An 18,267-nucleotide genomic window follows, 5' to 3' on the forward strand; every position below is an offset into this window, starting at 1 on the left:
CCGCGTGCCCGAGAAGTGGAGAGTCTTCCCATGCCTGGTTTCCTGTCCGCCAGCCTGGCCGCCGGCCTGGCCCTGGTGGTGTCGTTCGTGCCGAAGCTGCTGCTGGCACTCGTCATCCTGATCGTCGGACTCATCGTCGCCCGGCTGATCTCCCGCGCACTGGCGAAGGTGCTCAGCCGCGTCGGGTTCGATCGGCTCGTCGAGCGCGGCGGTATCCGGCGCGCGCTCGCCGGCTCCAACATCGACCCCAGCGACATCATCGCCAAGATCGTCTACTACGCCCTCGTGCTGTTCGTGCTCCAGTTCGCCTTCGGCGTCTTCGGCCCGAACCCGATCAGCACGCTGCTCGCCACGATCATCGCCTACCTGCCTCAGGTCGTCGTCGCGATCATCATCGTGATCGTCACCGCCGCCATCGCCGCGGCCGCGAAGACGCTCATCGAGGGCATCCTCGGCGGCCTCTCCTACGGCAAGATCCTGGCGAACCTCGCGAGCATCGGGATCATCTTCCTCGGCATCATCGCCGCGGTGAACCAGCTCGGCATCGCGATCACGGTCACCACCCCGGTGCTCATCGCCGTGCTCGCCACGATCGCCGGCGTCATCATCGTCGGCGTCGGCGGCGGCCTCATCAAGCCCATGCAGCAGCGCTGGGAGACCTACCTGGCCCGCATCGAGGCCGAGGCCCCGAGGGCCAAGGCCGCGGCGGAGACCGCACCGAGCGCGACGGAGCAGCTGCAGGCGCGCGCCGACCAGGCGCGAGCCACGGCCCAGGGTGCCCCGCCTGCGGCTCGCCGCGCCGCTCCCTCGGACGACGGCAGCACCCTGTAGTCACGAAGTTCCCACGGACGCTCCGGCTCGGCGGTCACGACCGCTGAGCCGGAGCGTCTCGCTGCGGGACGAACGACCCCCACGACACGACCCGCGCGATCCGGGCCCGGCCTACGCTGGCGGTCGTGCCGGACCGTGTGCGCTGGGTGCTCGCGCTCGTGCAGCTGCCGTCGCAGCCCTCGCGCTACCGGGTCGCCGTCTGGCGTGAGCTGCGGCGCGCAGGGGCGGTTCCCGTGGCGGCCGGAGCATGGGCGCTCCCAGCCGTGGCCGCCGTCCAGCCCGCCATCGATCGCGCCGCTGAGATCTGTCGGAGCGGCGGCGGCACCTTCGCGCTCGCCGACGTCGCCCTCCGGGACACCGAGAGCGAGGCGACGATCGAAGCGGCGTTCGTCGCCGCTCGTCTGGACGAGTGGAGCGAGTTCGAGGCCGACTGCGGCAAGTTCGAGGCGGAGATCGCCCGCGAGATCGCGAAGCAGAAGTTCACGTTCGGCGAGCTCGAGGAGGAGGAGCAGAGCCTCGACCGCCTCCGTCGATGGTTCCGCGACCTGAAGCGCCGGGACGTGCTCGAGCTCCGCGAGGCACGACAGGCCGAGCACCGGCTGCACGGCTGTCAGGCACTGCTGCAGGACTACGCGGAACGGGTCTACTCCGCGATGCGGTCCGCCGCGCCCTTCGCGGACGTGACGGACCACCCGCCCGAGTGACCTCGCTCACAGCCCCGTGCAGCGCCCGCAGGTACCTTGTCGAGCGGCAGGAGCACCGCCCGTCGGGATGAGGCATCTTCCCGCTTGAGGCATCGGCGCAGGGCGCTCGTTCAGCAGGGCCCGCAAGCATCGGGACGATGCGCGCATGTGCGCAGGAGCCGTGCGAGAGGAGCGCGATGTCGGGCGCCGGGTCCGAGAGGCCGAGCAGCGGCGATGCCGCCGAGCTCGAGGAGGATCGCTTCGTCGGCCGATCCGACCTGACTCGCTGGCACAGCCGGCCAGGCGCGCTGCTCGCCCGGCTGGGCGACCGGCTGGCCGCGCGCCTCGGCGATCGCGCGGCGCTCGTGCTGATCCTGGTGCTCGGCGGCGTCGCGATCGTCGCCCTCGCCTTCGCGCTGGACGTCGTGTACGACTCCGTCACCGAACGCGACGGCGTCGCGGCGCTGGACCTCCCGGTCCTGCGGGCCGTGGTGCACCTCCGCTCGGGTCCGCTCGACACGTTCTGCGCCGTGATCGCGGAGGCCTTCGGCGGGGTGGGGATGCCGATCATCGCGACCGCGTCCGCGGTCCTCTTCGTCGCGATCCGGCGGGCGTGGACGCCGGCGATCCTCATCGCCGCGACCGGCCTCGGCTCGGTCGTGATGACCACGGTGGGGAAGGGCGTCGTCGGGCGGCACCGGCCGCCGCTCATCGACGCCGCGCCGCCGTTCGAGTCGTCGTTCTCGTTCCCGAGCGGGCACACGACGAGCACGACGGCGATCGCCGGCGTCATCGTCTACCTGCTGATCCTGCGGCAGCACTCCGCGCTCGCGCGCACCGTCACGATCGCCGTCGGCGCGCTCGTCGCCATCATCGTCGGGCTCACCCGGGTGGTGCTCGGCGCGCATTGGTTCACCGACGTCCTCGCCGGGTGGTTCCTCGGCACGGCGTGGCTCGCCGTCGTCATCACCGCGCATCGGCTGTACCTCACCGCTCGGGAGCACCGCCGCCGGGCTCGCGGAGCGGCTGCCCCCGAGCCGGCGACCGGCCCCGCGCCCAGCCGGTAACGGCAACGGCTCGATCCGACTCCCCGGGGCGCGCGACCCGGTCGTGCGAGCAGCCCCTCGTTCCCGGCTCCTTGCGGTCTTCTGAGTGACCGTGGCGGAGAGTGCGGGGATGACCCTCGAGCTGTCGTCCGCCGGTGTGCACCGGCCGGACCGCGCTGCGGGGCTCGACGCTGCGGACATGTCGATCCCGGAGGGCTCCGCGAGCGGAACCGCCGTCGTGGCGTGCTGGCGATGCGGAGCCCGCTTCGACGGCGTCCTGCACATCGTCGAGACCGCTTGGGGCACGGAGATGCGCTGCTTGACCTGCGGCGCCGGCAACGGGGCGGCCGGGTAGCAGGCGCTGGTCGGGCGGACAGGAGCCGATCAGAACGGGCAGTCGCCGGGACCCGAGGCGGTGCCGCTCGTGCGCACGCGAAGCACCGGTGGAACGACCCGGGTCGCGCCCCACCTCGACCGCCGGATCGACGCCGCATCCGGCGTCATGCGGACGTCCCACCAGCCCTCGTGCTTCATGCGATGCGCTGCACGGCAGAGCGGTTGCAGGTTTGTCGTGGCGGGTACGACCGTCGTGCTCGACCCGGACCACGTGGTCGAGGTCGATGCGGTGGGAAGGCAGGCCGCAGTCGTCGCCGACGCAGCTGGGGTTGCGGGCATGGATGAGCCGCTTCAACCCGCTCGGGATGTACCGCTCCTTGGCGTCGATCGCGAGCACCGCGTCGTCGACGGGATCGACCACCACGCGGCTCCAGGACCGTGCGTGCTGGACGATGCGTCGCGCGACCTCGGCGTCGATCGACCCCATGCCGGCCACCTCGGCGGGCTGGTCGTCGGCGCCCGTCGCCGAGGAGGCCGGGATGAGCACGAGCACCGACGGCTCGACCGCCTTGCGGTGCGGCACCCGTAGCGACCCGATGCGCTCCATGGGGTAGGCGGGGTCGGACGCGTCGGGGGCGTCCCGACGGGCGTTCTGCAGGATCAGGTCGACCGCCACGTCGGCCATCAGCTGACCGAGCGTGCGGCACTCCCCCTCGCGCCCGTGCGCCGCGATGGCGGCGGTGCGGATGGCGTCGTACGAGGCCGCGACGTCGACCGCGGTGCCGCGGATGGTGAGCACGCCCTGCCCGTCGGGCTCCGGACGCGCAGTGACCCAGCGGCCGGCGCTCGCCCGGCGATGCCGCCCGGTGACGGCCGTGGGATCGAGGCGGTCGCGCAGCGCGCCGAGGCGTCGGACGAGCACGCTGGGGCGGTGCTGCGCCACGAGGCCGGCGGCGACGCGGTCGAACTCGGCGAGCGCCTCGCCCCGCAGGCCCTCGCACTCGTCGGCCGCGACCGTGGCCGCCTCGGTCGCGCAGCCGCCCTCGAGCAGGACGGCCCAGGTCTGCGGCAGGCGCTCGCGGAGCGTCCACCCGGCCTCGAGCTGCCGGAGCACCGTCTGGCGCGGGATGCGCAGCACGGTGCTCTGGTGGAGCAGGAACGCCCGCGCGCACGGGCCGTCGAGCTCGACGGTGCGGCCTTCGGCCTGCTCCTCGAGCACCATCGCGTCGAAACCGGCCAGCATCACCTGCAGCCGCATCGCCCGCGCCTGGTTCGCGATCCGGTCGGCCCGCTGCAGCGCGCCGGTGAAGAGCGCCTCGCGCGCGTCGAGAGCCGCGAAGCCGTCGTCGTCGGGCTGCTGCTCCGGGTCGTCCGCCATAGCCGCATCAAGTCATGGGGGTCCGACAACGGCTGACGACCGGATCAGGGGAACCACCGTCACTACGGCGGCGCTGCTTCTGCGCCGCCTCACCACTTCCGTCGCGCCAGCCGTGCAGCACGCACGAGCCCGGCGACCCTCCCGTGGACGGCGATGAGGACGCCGGCGATCAGGAGCAGCAGCAGTCGCACGGGTCCGCTCGAGAGCATGAGCGGACCCACGTCCATCCCGTCGAGCGGTACCGACTGCGGGACCGCCAGGAGCGCACCGACCGCTGCGACCGGCAGCAGCGCGAACCGCGCGACGCCGCGCAGCACACCGGCGCGGGCGACGTCCACCGCTCCGACCACGCCGGCCGCCGCGACGAGCACGAGCGCGCCCGCCATGACCGCGGGCGCGGCCTGGCCGTCCGGCAGCAGCCGCGCGAGCAGGTCGAGCATCAGGTCGCCGCCGAGGAGCAGCACGAGGGCCGGACGCCCGAGCGACGTGTCACCGGTGATGCCGTGCTCCCGCTGCAGGCCGAAGGCGAGCACGCACCCCGAGACGAGCAGCACGATCTCGGAGAGCGGCAGCGCGCTCCATTCCGGCGCCGCGATCACGGTGAGCAGGGCGAGCGCCGCACCGATCGCGAGGCCGGCGCCACCCAGCAGGGTGGTCGTTCGCGGAGCGGCGATCGCGAGCCGGCCCATCGGTGCTCCCGTCTCTGGCCTCGTCACTGGTCGTGCGCATTGTGCAGCCTCTCGATCGACCGCGTCAGGTGCCGCTCCGCGCCAGCGGCCCGAAGCTCCCACGACGACTCGTGCCCTGCGCTGGAATTCCGGATCATCAGACTTCTTCCCCTCCGGAATATCCCGCGTCCTTTCGATCCGGAAAGCCCGTGACACACGAATCCGCGCCGGGACAGCGAACGGAGGTGGAATCACCCGGAAAGGGGAATCGGGGAACCCCGAATGGGGGCTGATATCGCATATCGCTTGACGGTTGAATCAATTCGTCGCCCGAACTCCGGACGAAGCGGTGCAGAAGGAAGCGCGCCGCGCAACCGTCATTTCGAAGGAAATCGAATGTCCACCATCCGCGCTCGCGTCGTCGCTCTGAGCGGCGCCGTTGCGCTCACCGCCGCGGCCGCCGTCGCGGTCGCCGTTCCGGCGCAGGCCGTTTCGGCTTCCGGCAAAGTCGGCTTCTGCCACTCCACGGGCAGCACGACTCACCCGTACGTGTTCCAGAGCACGTCCGGCACCAACATCCTTTCGTGGGACGACCACAGCGGGATGACCAACGGCAAGCACTGGTATGACCTCATCTCGGCTTTCGCCGACTTCAACGGCCAGTACCACCTGAACGGTTCGATCGACTCGACCCTGTGCCCTGTTGCGGATGCAGCGGCCGCCGCGACCTTCGCACTCGGAGGCAGCGCCGACGCAGCAGCTCAGGCGGCTGCGCAGGCCGTGAACGCGGCTTCGCCGAGCGCCGTGACCGCCGACCCGAGCGCTGCACTGGCAACCGCTTCGGCCGACGCCACCGCCGCCGCCACCACCGCGACGCCGTCCGCCACGACCGCGGGCGCCACTGCGACGCCGTCCGCCGTGACCGCGACCCCGTCCGCGGTCGTCGTGACCTACGGCAGCGCGACGAATGGGTCCACCGGCCTCTTTGCGTTCTGATCCGACACCGAAGCGCCCCGGTGCTCCCCCTCGGGGGAAGCGCCGGGGCGCTCGGCGTCGGGCCCCTACTCCGAGTCGCCCGGTAGCACGATCGGCCCGGTCCGCAGCTCGTAGTCCTGGCGCAGCCCCCGGATGTACGGGTGGTCGGGCGAGGAGAGCACCTGCTCGACCGGTCCGAGGCCGACGATCGTGCCGCGGTGCAGCACCGCGATGCGGTCCGTGAGCCGGCGCATCACCGACGCGTCGTGGCTCACGATGAGCGCCGTGAAGACGCGGTCGCTCTGCAGCTCGAGCAGGGTGTCGAGCACGGGGCCCTTCACGGTCACATCGACCCCGCCGGTCGGCTCGTCGGCGATCCAGATGCGCGGCTCGAGGATCAGCGAGCGCGCGATCGCGACCCGCTGCCGCTGCCCGTTCGACAGCTCGTACGGGTACTTCGCCATGACCCCGAGCGGCAGCTGCACCGCGTCGAGGAGCTCGGCCGCGCGGCGCCCCGCGTCGCGCTGGTCGTAGTGGCGGTCGCGCTCGAAGATCGGCTCGGCGACGTTCTCGGCGACCGTGAGGTCAGCGCGCAGCGTGCGGCCCGCGTGCTGCGGCAGGAAGCCGATGCCGGCGGTGAGCAGTCGGCGGGTGCGCTCACCGACGTTCCGCAGCGGCACGCCGAGCACCGTCAGGGAGCCGCCGCTGATCGTCGGGCCCTCGTTCGCCCGCCCCGCGCGGCCCGCGAGCACGCGGGCGAGCGAGGACTTGCCCGCGCCGCTCTCGCCCACGACGCCGAACAGCTCCCCGGCCTCGATGGTGAGGTCGATGCCCTGCACCGCCTCGAAGCGGCCCGCGCCATGGCGGCCCGGGTAGTCGATCGAGAGATCGCGCGCGACGACGACCGACCCGCTGTCGCCGTCCAGTCTCCGTATCCGCGCCACCGCTCCCCTTTCGCGGGAAGCGAGTGTACCGAGCGGGCGTGAAGAGATTCCGGTCAGGCTCCGCGCAGCAAGCGGCGGTCGGCCTCCACCCCGACGAGGCGCTGGCGGATCTCGCGCAGCCGCTCGGGATCGGCGCTGCCCTCGCTGCGCTGCAGCTGCCGCACCAGCTCGGCCTTCTGCCGCAGTAGGTGCCGGTCGACGAGCGCGGCGACGGTCGACTGCGCGATGCGCCGCAGCACCTCCTCGTCCTCGGTGCGTGCGGGCAGCGGCAGGAACGCGAGCTCCTGCACGAGCGGCGCCACCGGCGGCGGCACCTCGGCGACGAGGCGCTCGAGCCAGCCGGCCCCGCCGAGCGCGCCGAGCTGGCTGGCGATGGCGTCGCGCACCACGGCGAGGGACTTGTTCGCGAACCCCGCCGTCGCGGCGCGGACGATGAGCTCGCCGCCGACGAGGTGCGGCACCTGCACGATCATGAGGAGCGCCTCGCGCTCGAGCCGGGTGGCGGGATCGTTCGGCAGCGACCGCAGGGTGATCGGGCGCTCCGCCGGCCTCGTGGCGACGGGCGCGGTCGCCGGCGCGTCACCCCGGCCCGGCGGCCGGTCGTTGGGTGCCGTGCGAGAGCGGCCTGCGGCCCCGACGACGCGCTCGACGTCGGGCACGTCGAGACCGAGCCATCGGGCGAGCTCGCGCGTGTACCCCGGCCGCAGGCCGGGGTCGCGGATGTCGGCCACGACCGGAGCCGCGGCCCGCAGCGCGGCGGCCCGTCCCTCGACGGTGTCGAGGTCGTGGTCGCCGAGGATGCGCTTCAGGATGAACTCGAACATCGGCTTGCGGGCCTCGAGCATCTGCCGCACGGCCGCGTCGCCGCGCTGCTGCCGGAGGTCGCAGGGGTCGAGCCCGTCGCCGCCGACCGCCACGGAGGTGCGGGCGCTGAAGCGGCGCTCCTCCGCGAACGCCCGGACCGCCGCCTTCTGCCCGGCGGCGTCGGGGTCGAAGGTGAAGATGACCTCGCCCTGGCTCGCGGAGTCGTCGCCGAGCACGCGACGCAGCACCTTGATGTGGTCGACGCCGAAGGCCGTGCCGCAGGTGGCGACGGCGGTCGGCTCGCCGGCGAGGTGCAGCGCCATCACGTCGGTGTAGCCCTCGACGACCACGACGCGATGCGTGCGTCCGATGTCGCGCTTCGCGAGGTCGAGCCCGTAGAGCACCTGCGACTTGTGGTACACGAGCGTCTCGGGGGTGTTCAGGTACTTCGGGCCCTGGTCGTCGTCGAGCAGGCGCCGCGCGCCGAAGCCGAGCGTGGCGTTCGTGAGGTCGCGGATGGGCCAGACCAGGCGGCCGCGGAACCGGTCGTAGACGCCGCGGTCGCCCTTCGAGACGAGCCCCGCCGCCTGCAGCTCGGCGTCGGTGTAGCCGCGCCCGCGGAGGTGCTTCGTGAGCGCGTCCCACGACTTCGGGGCCCAGCCGAGGCCGAACTGCGCCGCTGCCTGCTGGTCGAAGCCGCGCTCGGCGAGGAAGCGCTGCCCCGGCTCGGCCGCGGAAGTGGCGAGCTGCTCCGCGAAGAACTCCGCGGCGGCCTTGTTCGCGTCGAGCAGGCGCACCCGGTTGCCCGCGTCCTGCGCCGGGCCGCCGTCCTCGTAGGTGAGCTGGAAGCCGATGCGGGCGGCGAGGCGCTCGACCGCCTCGACGAAGGTGACGTGGTCGAGCTTCTGCAGGAAGCTGTAGACGTCGCCGCTCTCGCCGCAGCCGAAGCAGTGATAGCGCCCGACCGCGGGCCGCACGTTGAAGCTGGGGCTGCGTTCGTCGTGGAAGGGGCAGAGGCCCTTCAGCGAGCCGACGCCCGCCGGCTTCAGCGTGACCTGCTCGCCGATCACGTCGGCGATGTTGGTCCGAGCCCGCACCTCTTCGATGTCGCTCTGGCGGATGCGGCCGGCCATGCCGAGCAGTCTAGGTTCCGGCGCCGACGCGGGTTCGCCCCGCGGCCCCGCGTCGCTCCGCGTCGAGGATCCGGCGCGCGGGCAGGCGCCGCAGCGACGCCGGGAGCGCCCGGTACACGGGCGCGACGCGGCGCACGAGCGGCAGCAGGTCGGGCACCCGCACGGGCACGAGCGGCTCGAGCTCCGCCCGGAGCGCCGGCAGCGTGGGCAGCGTCGCGGCGACGAGGAACGGCAGCGCCGCCCGCACCCAGCGCGGCGCTCCCTCGGCGCGGAACAGCGCCGCGATCACCGCGCGGGTGGTGTCGTCGAGCGTGAGCTGCTCCGTGCCCCGAGCGACCGCCGCGTCGAACTCGGGGCGTGTCGTCGGCCAGCGCGCGCCGGGCATGCCGAGTGTCGTGCCGAGCGCGCCCATGCGGGCGATGAGCTCCTCGAGCAGCGGCTCCGGGAGGCGACCCCAGACGGCCTCGACGATGCGGACCGCGGTGTCGGCGAGCGTCAGCGTGACCCAGAGCTGCAGGCCGGCGCCGTTCGCGTCGTAGCGGAGCTGCTCCCCCGGCGCGCTGACGACGGGTCCGTGCAGGCGGTTCACGCGCTCGGTGACGCGCGCGAGCGCCGCGGGACCGCCGGCGGCGACCACGTAGACGTAGACGAGCGTGCCGTGCAGCCGGGCGAGGGGGTCGGTGGCGAAGTCGCTGTGATCGGCGACGCCGTGCCCGACCGCCGGGTGCGTGAGCTGCAGCAGGAGGGCGCGGAGGCCGCCGCCGAGCAGCGCCGCCTCGAGCTGCAGCCCCGCGGCGGACGGCAGCCGCCGAGCGCGGCTCATCCGAGGATGCGGTCGTGCCAGGACAGCGCCGACTGGTCGGTGAGGCTCGCCACCTGGTCGACGACGACGCGCTTGCGGGCCGCGTCGTCGGCGGCGGCACGCCAGTCGCTCGCGAAGGCCGTGTCGAGGTGCTGCGGATGCGCGAGCAGCGCGTCGGCGAGCTCCTGGAGCAGCTCGCGCTGCTGCAGGTACACGGGACGCCGCGTGTCGTGCGCCATGACGAATGCCGCGACGACCCCCTTGAGCGCCGCGATCTCGGCCTGGATGCCACGGGGCACGACCACGTCGGCACCGAACCGGACGAGGTCGGCGGCCGGGTGCGCCCGCCGGGTCGCCTGGGTCGCGGCGCCCGCGAAGCGGCCGATGAGCTGGCTCGTGAGGTTCTTGAGCGCGCCGTGCGCCCGCCGCGAGGCGTCCCAGTCGAGGATCCAGACGTCGAGCGCGCGCAGCCGGTGCAGCGCCTCGACGAGCTCGTCCTGGTCGAACTCGCCGCCGACCCAGGCCGACATCGCCGCGACCACGTCGCGCTGCGCCGCGTTCGACCGGAGCGCGGCGACGTCGACGGACTCGGCGACCACCGCGTCCTCGAAGTCGTGCACCGAGTACGCGATGTCGTCGGCGAGGTCCATGACCTGCGCCTCGACGCAGCGGCGGTGCTCGGGCGCCCCCTGCCGCAGCCACGCGAACGCCGGGGCGTCGTCGGGGTAGTACCCGAACTTCTGCCGCCCGCTCGGGTCCTCGACCGCCTCGCCAGGACCCCACGGGTACTTGACGCTCGCGTCGAGGCTGGCCCGCGTGAGGTTCAGGCCGTAAGGCTGCTCGTCCTGCCCGAACACCTTCGGCTCGAGGCGGGTGAGCAGGCGCAGCGACTGCGCGTTGCCCTCGAAGCCGCCGACGTCGTCGGCCCACTCCGCGAGCGCCCGCTCGCCGTTGTGGCCGAACGGCGGGTGCCCGAGGTCGTGGGCGAGGCACGCGGTGTCGACGACGTCGGGAGCGAGGTCGAGGCTGCCGGCGAGCTCGCGACCCACCTGCGCGACCTCGAGCGAGTGGGTGAGCCGGTTGCGGGCGAAGTCGAGGCCGATGGTCGGCGAGAGCACCTGCGTCTTGGCGGCGAGCCGGCGCAGCGCGCTCGAGTGGAGCAGGCGGGCGCGGTCGCGGGCGAAGTCGCTGCGGCGCGACGAGTGGTCCTCGGGCAGCCAGCGCTCGCGGTCCTGCTCGCCGTAGGAGGCGTCGGCGGCGGGGTCGCCCCCGCGGTCAACCACCGCTCGTGTCCAGCTCGGCGCCCGCGAGGTGCTCGCGGCCCGCCGTGTCGAGGGTGCGCGACTCGAGCCAGCGGTCCGGCAGCGACGGCGACTTCGGGCTGCCGGCACGGCCGCGCTGGCCCTCGGCGGCCTCACCGGGGTACGGCTGATCGAGGTCGAGGGTGGCGAGCAGCTCGTCGAGCTGCGCGAGCGACTCGACCTGCGCGAGCGCCGCGCGGGTGGCGCCGCCGACGCCGTAGCCCTTGAAGTACCAGGCGACGTGCTTGCGGATGTCGCGGCAGCCGCGGTGCTCGCCGCCGTCGGGGTCGTCGCCGAAGAACTCGACGAGCAGCTCGGCGTGCCGGCGGAAGGCGCGGGCGACCTCGCCGAGCGACGGCCGCGCCGCAGGGGCGTCCGTGCCGCCGCCGAGCGCCGCGGCCAGGTCGCCGAACAGCCACGGACGGCCGAGGCAGCCGCGCCCGACCACGACGCCGTCGCAGCCGGTCTCGGCCATCATGCGCACCGCGTCGTCGGCCGACCAGATGTCGCCGTTGCCGAGCACGGGCACGCCCGTCACGGTCTCCTTCAGCTTCGTGATGGCGCCCCAGTCGGCGTGCCCCGAGTAGAACTCGGCAGCCGTGCGCGCGTGCAGCGCCATGGACGCCACACCGGCGCCCTCGGCGATGCGGCCGGCCTCGAGGTAGGTGAGGTGGTCGGAGTCGATGCCCTTGCGCATCTTCACCGTGAGCGGCAGCGGTCCCGCGGCCTGCACGGCGCGCTCGACGATCTCGCGGAACAGGTCGAGCTTCCAGGGCAGCGCCGCTCCCCCGCCCTTGCGCGTGACCTTCGGCACCGGGCAGCCGAAGTTCAGGTCGATGTGGTCGGCGCGGTCCTCGTCGCGCAGCATCGTGACCGCCCGCTCGACCGTGAGCGGGTCGACGCCGTAGAGCTGCACGGAGCGGGGCGTCTCGGAGTCGTGATGCCGGATGAGGCGCATCGACTCGCGCGTGCGCTCGACGAGCGCGCGGCTCGTGATCATCTCGCTGACGTACAGGCCCGCGCCGAACTCGCGGCAGAGCCGCCTGAAGGCGGTGTTCGTGATGCCCGCCATGGGCGCCAGCACGACGGGCGCAGCGAGCCGGAGGGGCCCGATGGCGAGCGGCCGCGCGGGAGCGAGGGTCGTGGACATGGGGTCCATTGTCCCAGCCGCCGACGACACGCCGGAGCGCGCTACTCCGCGGCGGTGGCCTCGTCGGCCGGCGGCACCAGGCAGGCCTCGCCCTCGCACCCGGGAGCGGCGCCCCCGAGCATCGTGAACGCGGGTCGCTCACCGGTCACCGGACGACCTCCTGCTCGGCCTGCTGCTCCGCGGCGACCTGCCGCAGGGCACCGGCGAACACCTCGGCGTCCTGCGCGCCGGACACCCCGTAGCGTCCGTCGATGACGAAGAAGGGGACGCCCTGGATGCCGTAGGCGGCGGCCTGCGCCTGGTCGGCGTGCACGGCGCCGAGGTACTCGTGCGTCTCCAAGGCCGTGCGCGCCTCCTCGGGATCGAGCCCCGCCTCCGCGGCGAGCGCGACCAGGTCGTCCACGCGACCCACGTGCCGGCCCTCGACGAAGTAGGCGCGGAAGAGCACCTCCGCGGTCTCGAGCTGGCGGCCGCGCGCCTTCGCGAGGTGGAGCAGCTCGTGCGCGAGCACCGTGTTCGTGTGCACGACGCGGTCGAAGTCGTAGTCGAGGCCGACGCTCGCCGCGATCCCCGTCACCTGCTCGAGCATCTGGTGCACCCGCGGCAGCGGCATGCCCTTCCGCGCCGACAGGAACTCGGCGGTGCTGCCGGCGAAGTCGACCGGGGTGTCGGGCGAGAGCTCGAACGAGTGGTACTCGACCTCGACCGGCACGCCCGCGCGGCGAGCGCCCTCCTCGAACCTCCGCTTGCCGATGTAGCACCAGGGGCAGGCGATGTCCGACCAGATGTCGATCCTCACGGCGTCCGTCACGGGAAGGACGACCGGCGGACACCCCGACGTATTCCCTTAGGTTCGGTGCCGTGGGACGCGAACGGGTGCTCGAGGACGCCGAGGCGCGCGGGATCCCCGTGGAGATCGTGACGCGGCCCGAAGCCGATTCGCTCGAGGCGGCCGCGGCGCTGCTCGGCATCGAGCCGGGCAGGATCGTGAAGTCGCTCGTCGTGAAGCGGAGCGACGGCTCGTTCCTCTTCGCGCTCATCCCCGGCGACCGGCAGATCTCGTGGCCGAAGCTCCGCGCGGCGGTCGGGGTGAACAAGCTGCAGCTGCCCGCCGCCGACCAGGCCCTCGACGCCACCGGCTACGAGCGCGGCACCATCACGCCGCTCGGCAGCAGCACGCCGTGGCCCGTCTTCGCCGACGAGCGCATCGCGGGCCGCATCGCGATGGGCGCCGGCGAGCACGGCCTGAGCGCCTTCGTCGACGCGGACGCCCTACTGCGCGGCCTCGACGCGACCGTCGCCGACATCAGCGGCTGAGGCGTCCCCGCCCTTCGGATTCCGGGCGACTCCCGACGATCCGGGCGTCGTTCCGCGCCCGCATCGTCGGAAGCCGCCCGGAGCGTACGGCGGATCGCGGGCGACTTCGGCCGACACGGGCGGTCGTATCGTGAGCACGGGCCCGCCGATCGGTGCCGGATCGATCGCCGAGCTCGGTGAGGCGACGCCGCATGAGCACGGTCCCGATCGCGGATCACGCATTCCTCTCCGACGGCCGCACAGGGGCGCTCGTCACCCGCGACGGCTCCATCGACTGGCTGTGCCTGCCGCGGTTCGACTCCCCCGCGGTGCTCGCCCGCCTGCTCGACGACGAGGCCGGTCACCTGCTTGTTCGACCCGCCGACCCGGCTGCGGTGCCGACGCGTCGGTACCTGCCGCAGACGCTCGTGCTCGAGACGACCTGGACGTGCTCGACCGGTCGGGTGCAGGTGGTCGACGCCCTCGCGCTCGGCCCGGACGAGCGCGGACACGACATCGGCGCGGCATCACCGGGTGTGCTGCTCCGCACCGCGACCTGCGTGGACGGCGAGGTGGACCTCGAGGTCGCATGGGCGCCGAGGCCCGAGTTCGGTCTCGTGCATCCGATCCTCGAGGAGGTACCCGGCGGCGTCCTCGCGGTCGGCGCGGCGACGCAGCTCGTCCTCTCGATCGAGGCCCCGCTCACGCTCGACGGTGCGAGCGCTCGGGGACGGATCCGGCTCACGGCGAACCAGCGGCTCGCGGTGGCGATGGAGCAGGCCGACGGCTGGTCCCCGCCGGTTCGTCCATGGACCGCAGCGGCGATCCTGTCCCGGCTCCGCGACACCGAGGCCGCCTGGCGCAGCTGGTCGGACCTGCACCAGTCGTACCGGGGCCCGCACCGCGACCTCGTGCACCGCAGCGGCCTCGTCCTGCAGGGACTCACCTACGCGCACACGGGCGCCGTCGTGGCTGCTGCGACCACGAGCCTCCCGGAAGGGGTCGGCACGGGTCGGACCTGGGACTACCGGTTCACGTGGGTGCGGGACGCGAGTCTCACGCTCCGCGGCCTCTACGTCGCGGCCTGCCCGGACGAGGCGGGTCGGTTCTTCGCCTTCCTCGCCAGAGCCGCGGCGACCCAGCTGCGCCGCGGCGTACCGCTGCAGATCATGTACGGCATCGGCGGCGAGCGGGACCTGACCGAGCGGGAGCTGCCTCACCTGGCGGGATGGCGCGACAGCCGACCGGTGCGCGTCGGCAACGGCGCCTGGGGGCAACGGCAGCAGGACGTGTACGGCGCGCTGCTCGACGCCGCGTGGGAGCTGCGGGAGCAGCTCGGGGACATCGAGGGCACCACCCGCCGCCTGCTCGTCGACGCGGTGGAGACGGTCTGCGCGACGTGGCGCGAGCCGGACGCCGGCATCTGGGAGGTCCGCGGTCCGCTGAAGCGCTATCTGCACAGCGCCCTGCTGGGGTGGGTGGCGCTCGACCGCGGCGTCCGGCTGGCGGAGCTCCTCGGGGTCATGGACCGGCTCCCGCGGTGGACCGAGGTCCGGGAGGAGATCGCGAAGGAGATCCTCGAGCGGGGCTGGAACCCCCGCGTCGGCGCGTTCACGCAGAGCTTCGGCAGCGACGAGCTCGACGCCGCGGTCCTGCTCGTCGCGCTCGTCGGGTTCCTGCCGGCCGACGACCCGCGGATCGTGGCGACGGTCGACGCGGTGCGCCGCGCGCTGTCGGACGAACGCGGTCTGGTGCTCCGCTACCGCGGCGACGACGGGCTCGAGGGCGCGGAGGGCAGCTTCCTGCTCTGCACCTTCTGGCTCGCCGAGGCCCTGGCACGGACGGGCCGCCCTGCCGAGGCGGCCGAGGTGCTCGATCGGGCCGCCGGTTCCGCGAACGACCTCGGGCTGCTCGCCGAGGAGGTGGACGCATCGACCGGCGAGCTCCTCGGCAACTTCCCGCAGGCGTTCAGCCACCTGGGCCTCGTCCTCGCCGCCCAGGCGATCGCCGACGCCGACGTCTCGGAGGCTCCCCGAGGAGCCTGACCGCGACGGCACAGCGGGGCCTGCGGGCGGCTGGGCTCACGACCGGGCGCGGTCGTCCCCCGCGAGCACGACCGCCAGGCGCCGCAGCAGCGGGTGCCGCCGCAGCCCGTCCGGGATGCTCAGCCCGCCACGGCACACCCGCACGAAGGCGTCCGCGCCGCGCCCCGTCCGGGTCAGCGCGAGGTGCACGAGCAGCGGATGGCGCTCGAAGAGGCGCAGCAGCAGGGCCCCGCCGCGCTGCTCGGGCTCGAGCTCGACGCGGACCATCTGCGCGTACTGCTCGAGCCGGGCGACGCCGTTCCGAGCGCCGGCGGCCGCCGCCTCACCCGCCGCCCGGCCGGAGCGCAGCGCGAACGAGATGCCCTCGCGGGTCCACGGCTCGAGCAGGCCCGCGGCGTCGCCGGCGACGAGCACCCGCCCCCGGCGGACCGGCGAACCGGGTTCCCGCCATCGGGTGAGATGCCCGGACGAGCGCTCGACCGGCAGACCGCCGAGCCCCAGCTCGTGCACGAACCGGTCGAGGTACCGCCTCGTGGCGCCGCCGTCGCCCTTGCGCTCCATGACACCGACCGTGAGGCGATCCGCCTTCGGGAACACCCAGCCGTACGTGCCGGGAGCGGCTCCCCAGTCGAGGTGGACCCGGCCGGCCCACCCCGGTTCCATGCCGGCCAGCTCGAGCTCGAGCTCGAGCTCGAGACCGAGATCGGAGCGCCCGATGCGGACGCCGACGAAACGGCCCACGACCCCGGCCGAGCCGTCCGCGCCGACCACGACCGACGCGCTGACCACCACGCCGTCGGTCGTGTGCACCGCGACCCCGCCCTCGATCTCCTCGAGGCGCCGCACGCGGACACCGTCGCGGAAGACCGCTCCGGCTGCGACCGCCGCGTCGACGAGCGCCTGGTCGAACCGGTCGCGGTCGGTGAGGGCGAGGAAGGGCCTCGTCGAGCGGATCGCGCGCGCACGGCCGCCCTTCCGCGCGACGGTGACGGTGTCGATGCGGCGCACGACCGCCGCCGCGGCCTCGGCCGGCAGCTCCGCGAGCGAGGCGCCGATCAGGCCGCCGCCGCACGTCTTGTACCGCGGGAAGCGAGCCGCGTCGACGAGCAGCACCCGGGCGCCGGCGAGCGCGGCGGCCCGAGCCGCGGACGACCCCGCGGGGCCGGCGCCGACGACGAGGACGTCCCAGCGCTTCGTCCCGTCGGGCTCCGCGGGCGCGGCGGCGATCAGCGGCCCACCGGCACGACGTCCTCGGTGTCCTCCCCCGCCGGCACCGGACCGCGGCGGTCGGGCCGGGCGACGAGGAAGTAGACCGCACCGATCGCGAGCAGCACCACCATCACCGCGAGTGTGATCCAGTCGAGGTTGAAGAGCGCTCCGCGGGGGCTCGAGAGCCCGCTCGGCAGCACGATGTCGATGAGCATGACCGCGAGGTAGAGCGCGGCGGCGATGCTGACCGGCCACCCCCAGCGGCCGAGCCGGAAGACGCCGGCGGGCTGCCAGCCGCGGCTGCGCGCGATCATCGATCCGATCACGGTGAGCAGGAACGACAGGTAGATCCCCGAGACGCCGAACGAGACGAGCGCGGTCAGCGCGTTGATGCCCGCGGGGAACACGAACCAGAGGATGTGCACGTCCTTCGCCGGGTTGATGTTCACGAGCAGGGTGAACAGCACGGGCACCACCCCCGCCACGAGCAGGGCGTTCGCCGGCGTCTGGAAGCGGGGCGACACCCGCCGCATCCAGCCGCTCGCCGGCAGCTGGCGGTCGCGGGCGTAGGAGAACAGCAGCCGGGACCCGGCCCCCTGCACCGCGGTGCCGCAGGAGAAGAAGGCGATGAGGACGACGAGCAGGAACACGTCCTGCAGCCACTGCGGCAGCGCGCCGAGGATGACGGGCACGCCGCCCGAGAACGACACGGCGGAGGCGTAGCCCTTCGCGGTCGCGGGCGTGGCGAGCAGCAGCCCCGCGACGAGCACGAACGACGCGATGCCGCCGTAGAGCAGGGCGGAGCGCATCGCGCGCGGCACCTGCCGGGACGCGTTCTTCGTCTCCTCCGCGATGTCGCCGGCCGATTCGAAGCCGTAGAAGATGTAGCTGTGCGCGAGCACCGCGACGAGCGCGGCGCCGATCCACGAGCCACCGAAGTCGACGCCGAGGGTGTTCGTCTTCACGCTCTCGGCGCCGTGGGAGGTGAAGAGGAAGTCGAAGCCGTGGTGGAAGCCGACGACGGCGAGCGCGATCGCCACCCCGAACGTGCCGATGGTCTCCACGTACACGCCGAGCCGGCTGATGTAGCCCATCGCCTTGGCGCCGACCGTGTTGACGATGGTCTGCACGACGATGAGGGCGACGGTGGCCCCGAGGATCAGCGCGTGGTTCGTCGGATCGAGCTTCAGGCCGAACAGGTCGTTCAGCAGCGCGGCGAGGTAGCCGACGAGGCCCGTGTCGACGCTCGCCACCGTGACGAGCAGCGCGAGACCGTAGATCCAGCCGACCCACCAGCCGTAGGCGGGGCTCACGCTGCGCTTCGCGTACTGGTACAGGGCGCCGGCGAGCGGGTAGTGGCTGCCGAGCTCGCCGAAGACGAGGGCGACGAGCAGCATGAAGGCGACGACCGGGATCATCAGCCAGATGTAGGCGGGTCCCGCCGCGCCCGCCCCGAGCACGAAGAGCGAGTACACGCCGACCATCGGCGAGAGGTACGAGAAGGCGATGCTGAAGTTGTCGAACAGCCCGAGCACCCGCCGCAGCTCGGGCCGGTAGCCGAGCCCGATCAGCCGGTCGTTCTCGTCGGTGTCGTCGCGGACCACGGGCGGCCGTGCGGTCATCGGATGCCTTCCTCGCCGGGCGCGCGAGGAGGCTCCGGCGGGTG

At 73.5% G+C, this 18,267-nt stretch carries 16 protein-coding genes; 6 read left to right on the forward strand and 10 right to left on the reverse strand.

Annotated elements, in window-relative coordinates; translation table 11 throughout:
- Positions 1–30 precede the first annotated feature (30 nt).
- The 3 genes from QDR37_RS00470 (at position 31) to QDR37_RS00480 (ending at position 2,581) form a co-directional block, all read left to right on the forward strand.
- Positions 31–831 carry a hypothetical protein gene (locus QDR37_RS00470; RefSeq protein ID WP_279711574.1) on the forward strand — a complete coding sequence of 267 codons (801 nt, stop codon included), beginning with the start codon at positions 31–33 and terminating at the stop codon, positions 829–831.
- Positions 832–956: 125 nt separating this feature from the next.
- Positions 957–1,535 carry a Chromate resistance protein ChrB gene (locus QDR37_RS00475; protein WP_279711575.1) on the forward strand — a complete coding sequence of 193 codons (579 nt, stop codon included), beginning with the start codon at positions 957–959 and terminating at the stop codon, positions 1,533–1,535.
- A 176-nt stretch (positions 1,536–1,711) separates the two neighbouring features.
- Positions 1,712–2,581: a phosphatase PAP2 family protein gene (locus QDR37_RS00480; RefSeq protein WP_279711576.1), complete on the forward strand. Its 870-nt coding sequence runs from the start codon at positions 1,712–1,714 to the stop codon at positions 2,579–2,581.
- Here the strand turns inward: QDR37_RS00480 and QDR37_RS00485 are convergent.
- Positions 2,502–4,274: a hypothetical protein gene (locus tag QDR37_RS00485; RefSeq protein WP_279711577.1), complete on the reverse strand. Its 1,773-nt coding sequence runs from the start codon at positions 4,272–4,274 to the stop codon at positions 2,502–2,504. The genes QDR37_RS00480 and QDR37_RS00485 overlap by 80 nt on opposite strands.
- Positions 4,275–4,363: 89 nt before the next feature.
- Complete coding sequence (locus QDR37_RS00490; protein ID WP_279711578.1) at positions 4,364–4,963, reverse strand: hypothetical protein; 600 nt, start codon at positions 4,961–4,963, stop codon at positions 4,364–4,366.
- 375 nt (positions 4,964–5,338) lie between these two features.
- On the opposite strand from QDR37_RS00490, the gene QDR37_RS00495 reads away from it, so the two are divergent.
- Positions 5,339–5,938, forward strand: a complete 600-nt coding sequence (locus QDR37_RS00495) for a hypothetical protein (RefSeq protein WP_279711579.1) — start codon at positions 5,339–5,341, stop codon at positions 5,936–5,938.
- A 65-nt stretch (positions 5,939–6,003) separates the two neighbouring features.
- On the opposite strand, the gene QDR37_RS00500 is transcribed toward QDR37_RS00495, so the two are convergent.
- The 6 genes from QDR37_RS00500 to QDR37_RS00525 all read right to left on the reverse strand — a co-directional run bounded on the left by QDR37_RS00500 (position 6,004) and on the right by QDR37_RS00525 (position 12,862).
- Positions 6,004–6,861 carry a dipeptide/oligopeptide/nickel ABC transporter ATP-binding protein gene (locus tag QDR37_RS00500; protein ID WP_279711580.1) on the reverse strand — a complete coding sequence of 286 codons (858 nt, stop codon included), beginning with the start codon at positions 6,859–6,861 and terminating at the stop codon, positions 6,004–6,006.
- A gap of 53 nt (positions 6,862–6,914) precedes the next feature.
- Positions 6,915–8,798, reverse strand: a complete 1,884-nt coding sequence (gene dnaG / locus QDR37_RS00505; protein ID WP_279711581.1) for a DNA primase — start codon at positions 8,796–8,798, stop codon at positions 6,915–6,917.
- A gap of 10 nt (positions 8,799–8,808) precedes the next feature.
- Positions 8,809–9,621 carry an oxygenase MpaB family protein gene (locus QDR37_RS00510; RefSeq protein ID WP_279711582.1) on the reverse strand — a complete coding sequence of 271 codons (813 nt, stop codon included), beginning with the start codon at positions 9,619–9,621 and terminating at the stop codon, positions 8,809–8,811.
- The gene (locus tag QDR37_RS00515) at positions 9,618–10,883 is read right to left on the reverse strand and encodes a deoxyguanosinetriphosphate triphosphohydrolase (protein ID WP_279711583.1); all 1,266 of its coding nucleotides are present in this window, start codon (positions 10,881–10,883) and stop codon (positions 9,618–9,620) included. Before QDR37_RS00515 ends, QDR37_RS00510 begins: the two co-directional genes overlap by 4 nt.
- Positions 10,876–12,051, reverse strand: a complete 1,176-nt coding sequence (gene dusB, locus QDR37_RS00520) for a tRNA dihydrouridine synthase DusB (RefSeq protein ID WP_279711584.1) — start codon at positions 12,049–12,051, stop codon at positions 10,876–10,878. Before dusB ends, QDR37_RS00515 begins: the two co-directional genes overlap by 8 nt.
- Before the next feature lie 145 nt (positions 12,052–12,196).
- Positions 12,197–12,862 (reverse strand): DsbA family oxidoreductase, encoded by a 666-nt coding sequence (locus QDR37_RS00525; RefSeq protein ID WP_279711585.1) that lies wholly within the window; start codon positions 12,860–12,862, stop codon positions 12,197–12,199.
- A gap of 50 nt (positions 12,863–12,912) precedes the next feature.
- Between QDR37_RS00525 and QDR37_RS00530 the strand changes: the two genes are divergently transcribed.
- Together QDR37_RS00530 and QDR37_RS00535 are read left to right on the forward strand one after the other, a co-directional pair.
- Positions 12,913–13,368 carry a YbaK/EbsC family protein gene (locus tag QDR37_RS00530; RefSeq protein WP_279711586.1) on the forward strand — a complete coding sequence of 152 codons (456 nt, stop codon included), beginning with the start codon at positions 12,913–12,915 and terminating at the stop codon, positions 13,366–13,368.
- Positions 13,369–13,559: 191 nt separating this feature from the next.
- Positions 13,560–15,392 carry a glycoside hydrolase family 15 protein gene (locus QDR37_RS00535; RefSeq protein ID WP_279711587.1) on the forward strand — a complete coding sequence of 611 codons (1,833 nt, stop codon included), beginning with the start codon at positions 13,560–13,562 and terminating at the stop codon, positions 15,390–15,392.
- A 36-nt stretch (positions 15,393–15,428) separates the two neighbouring features.
- Here QDR37_RS00535 and QDR37_RS00540 read toward each other — a convergent pair whose 3' ends face one another.
- Positions 15,429–16,622, reverse strand: coding sequence for a geranylgeranyl reductase family protein (locus QDR37_RS00540; RefSeq protein WP_279713519.1), 1,194 nt, complete (start codon positions 16,620–16,622; stop codon positions 15,429–15,431).
- Positions 16,619–18,223, reverse strand: coding sequence for an amino acid permease (locus QDR37_RS00545; protein WP_279711588.1), 1,605 nt, complete (start codon positions 18,221–18,223; stop codon positions 16,619–16,621). Before QDR37_RS00545 ends, QDR37_RS00540 begins: the two co-directional genes overlap by 4 nt.
- Between the last annotated feature and the right edge of the window lie 44 nt (positions 18,224–18,267).

Origin of the sequence: Amnibacterium sp. CER49 (assembly GCF_029846255.1) — a bacterium.
Classification (GTDB): domain Bacteria; phylum Actinomycetota; class Actinomycetes; order Actinomycetales; family Microbacteriaceae; genus Amnibacterium.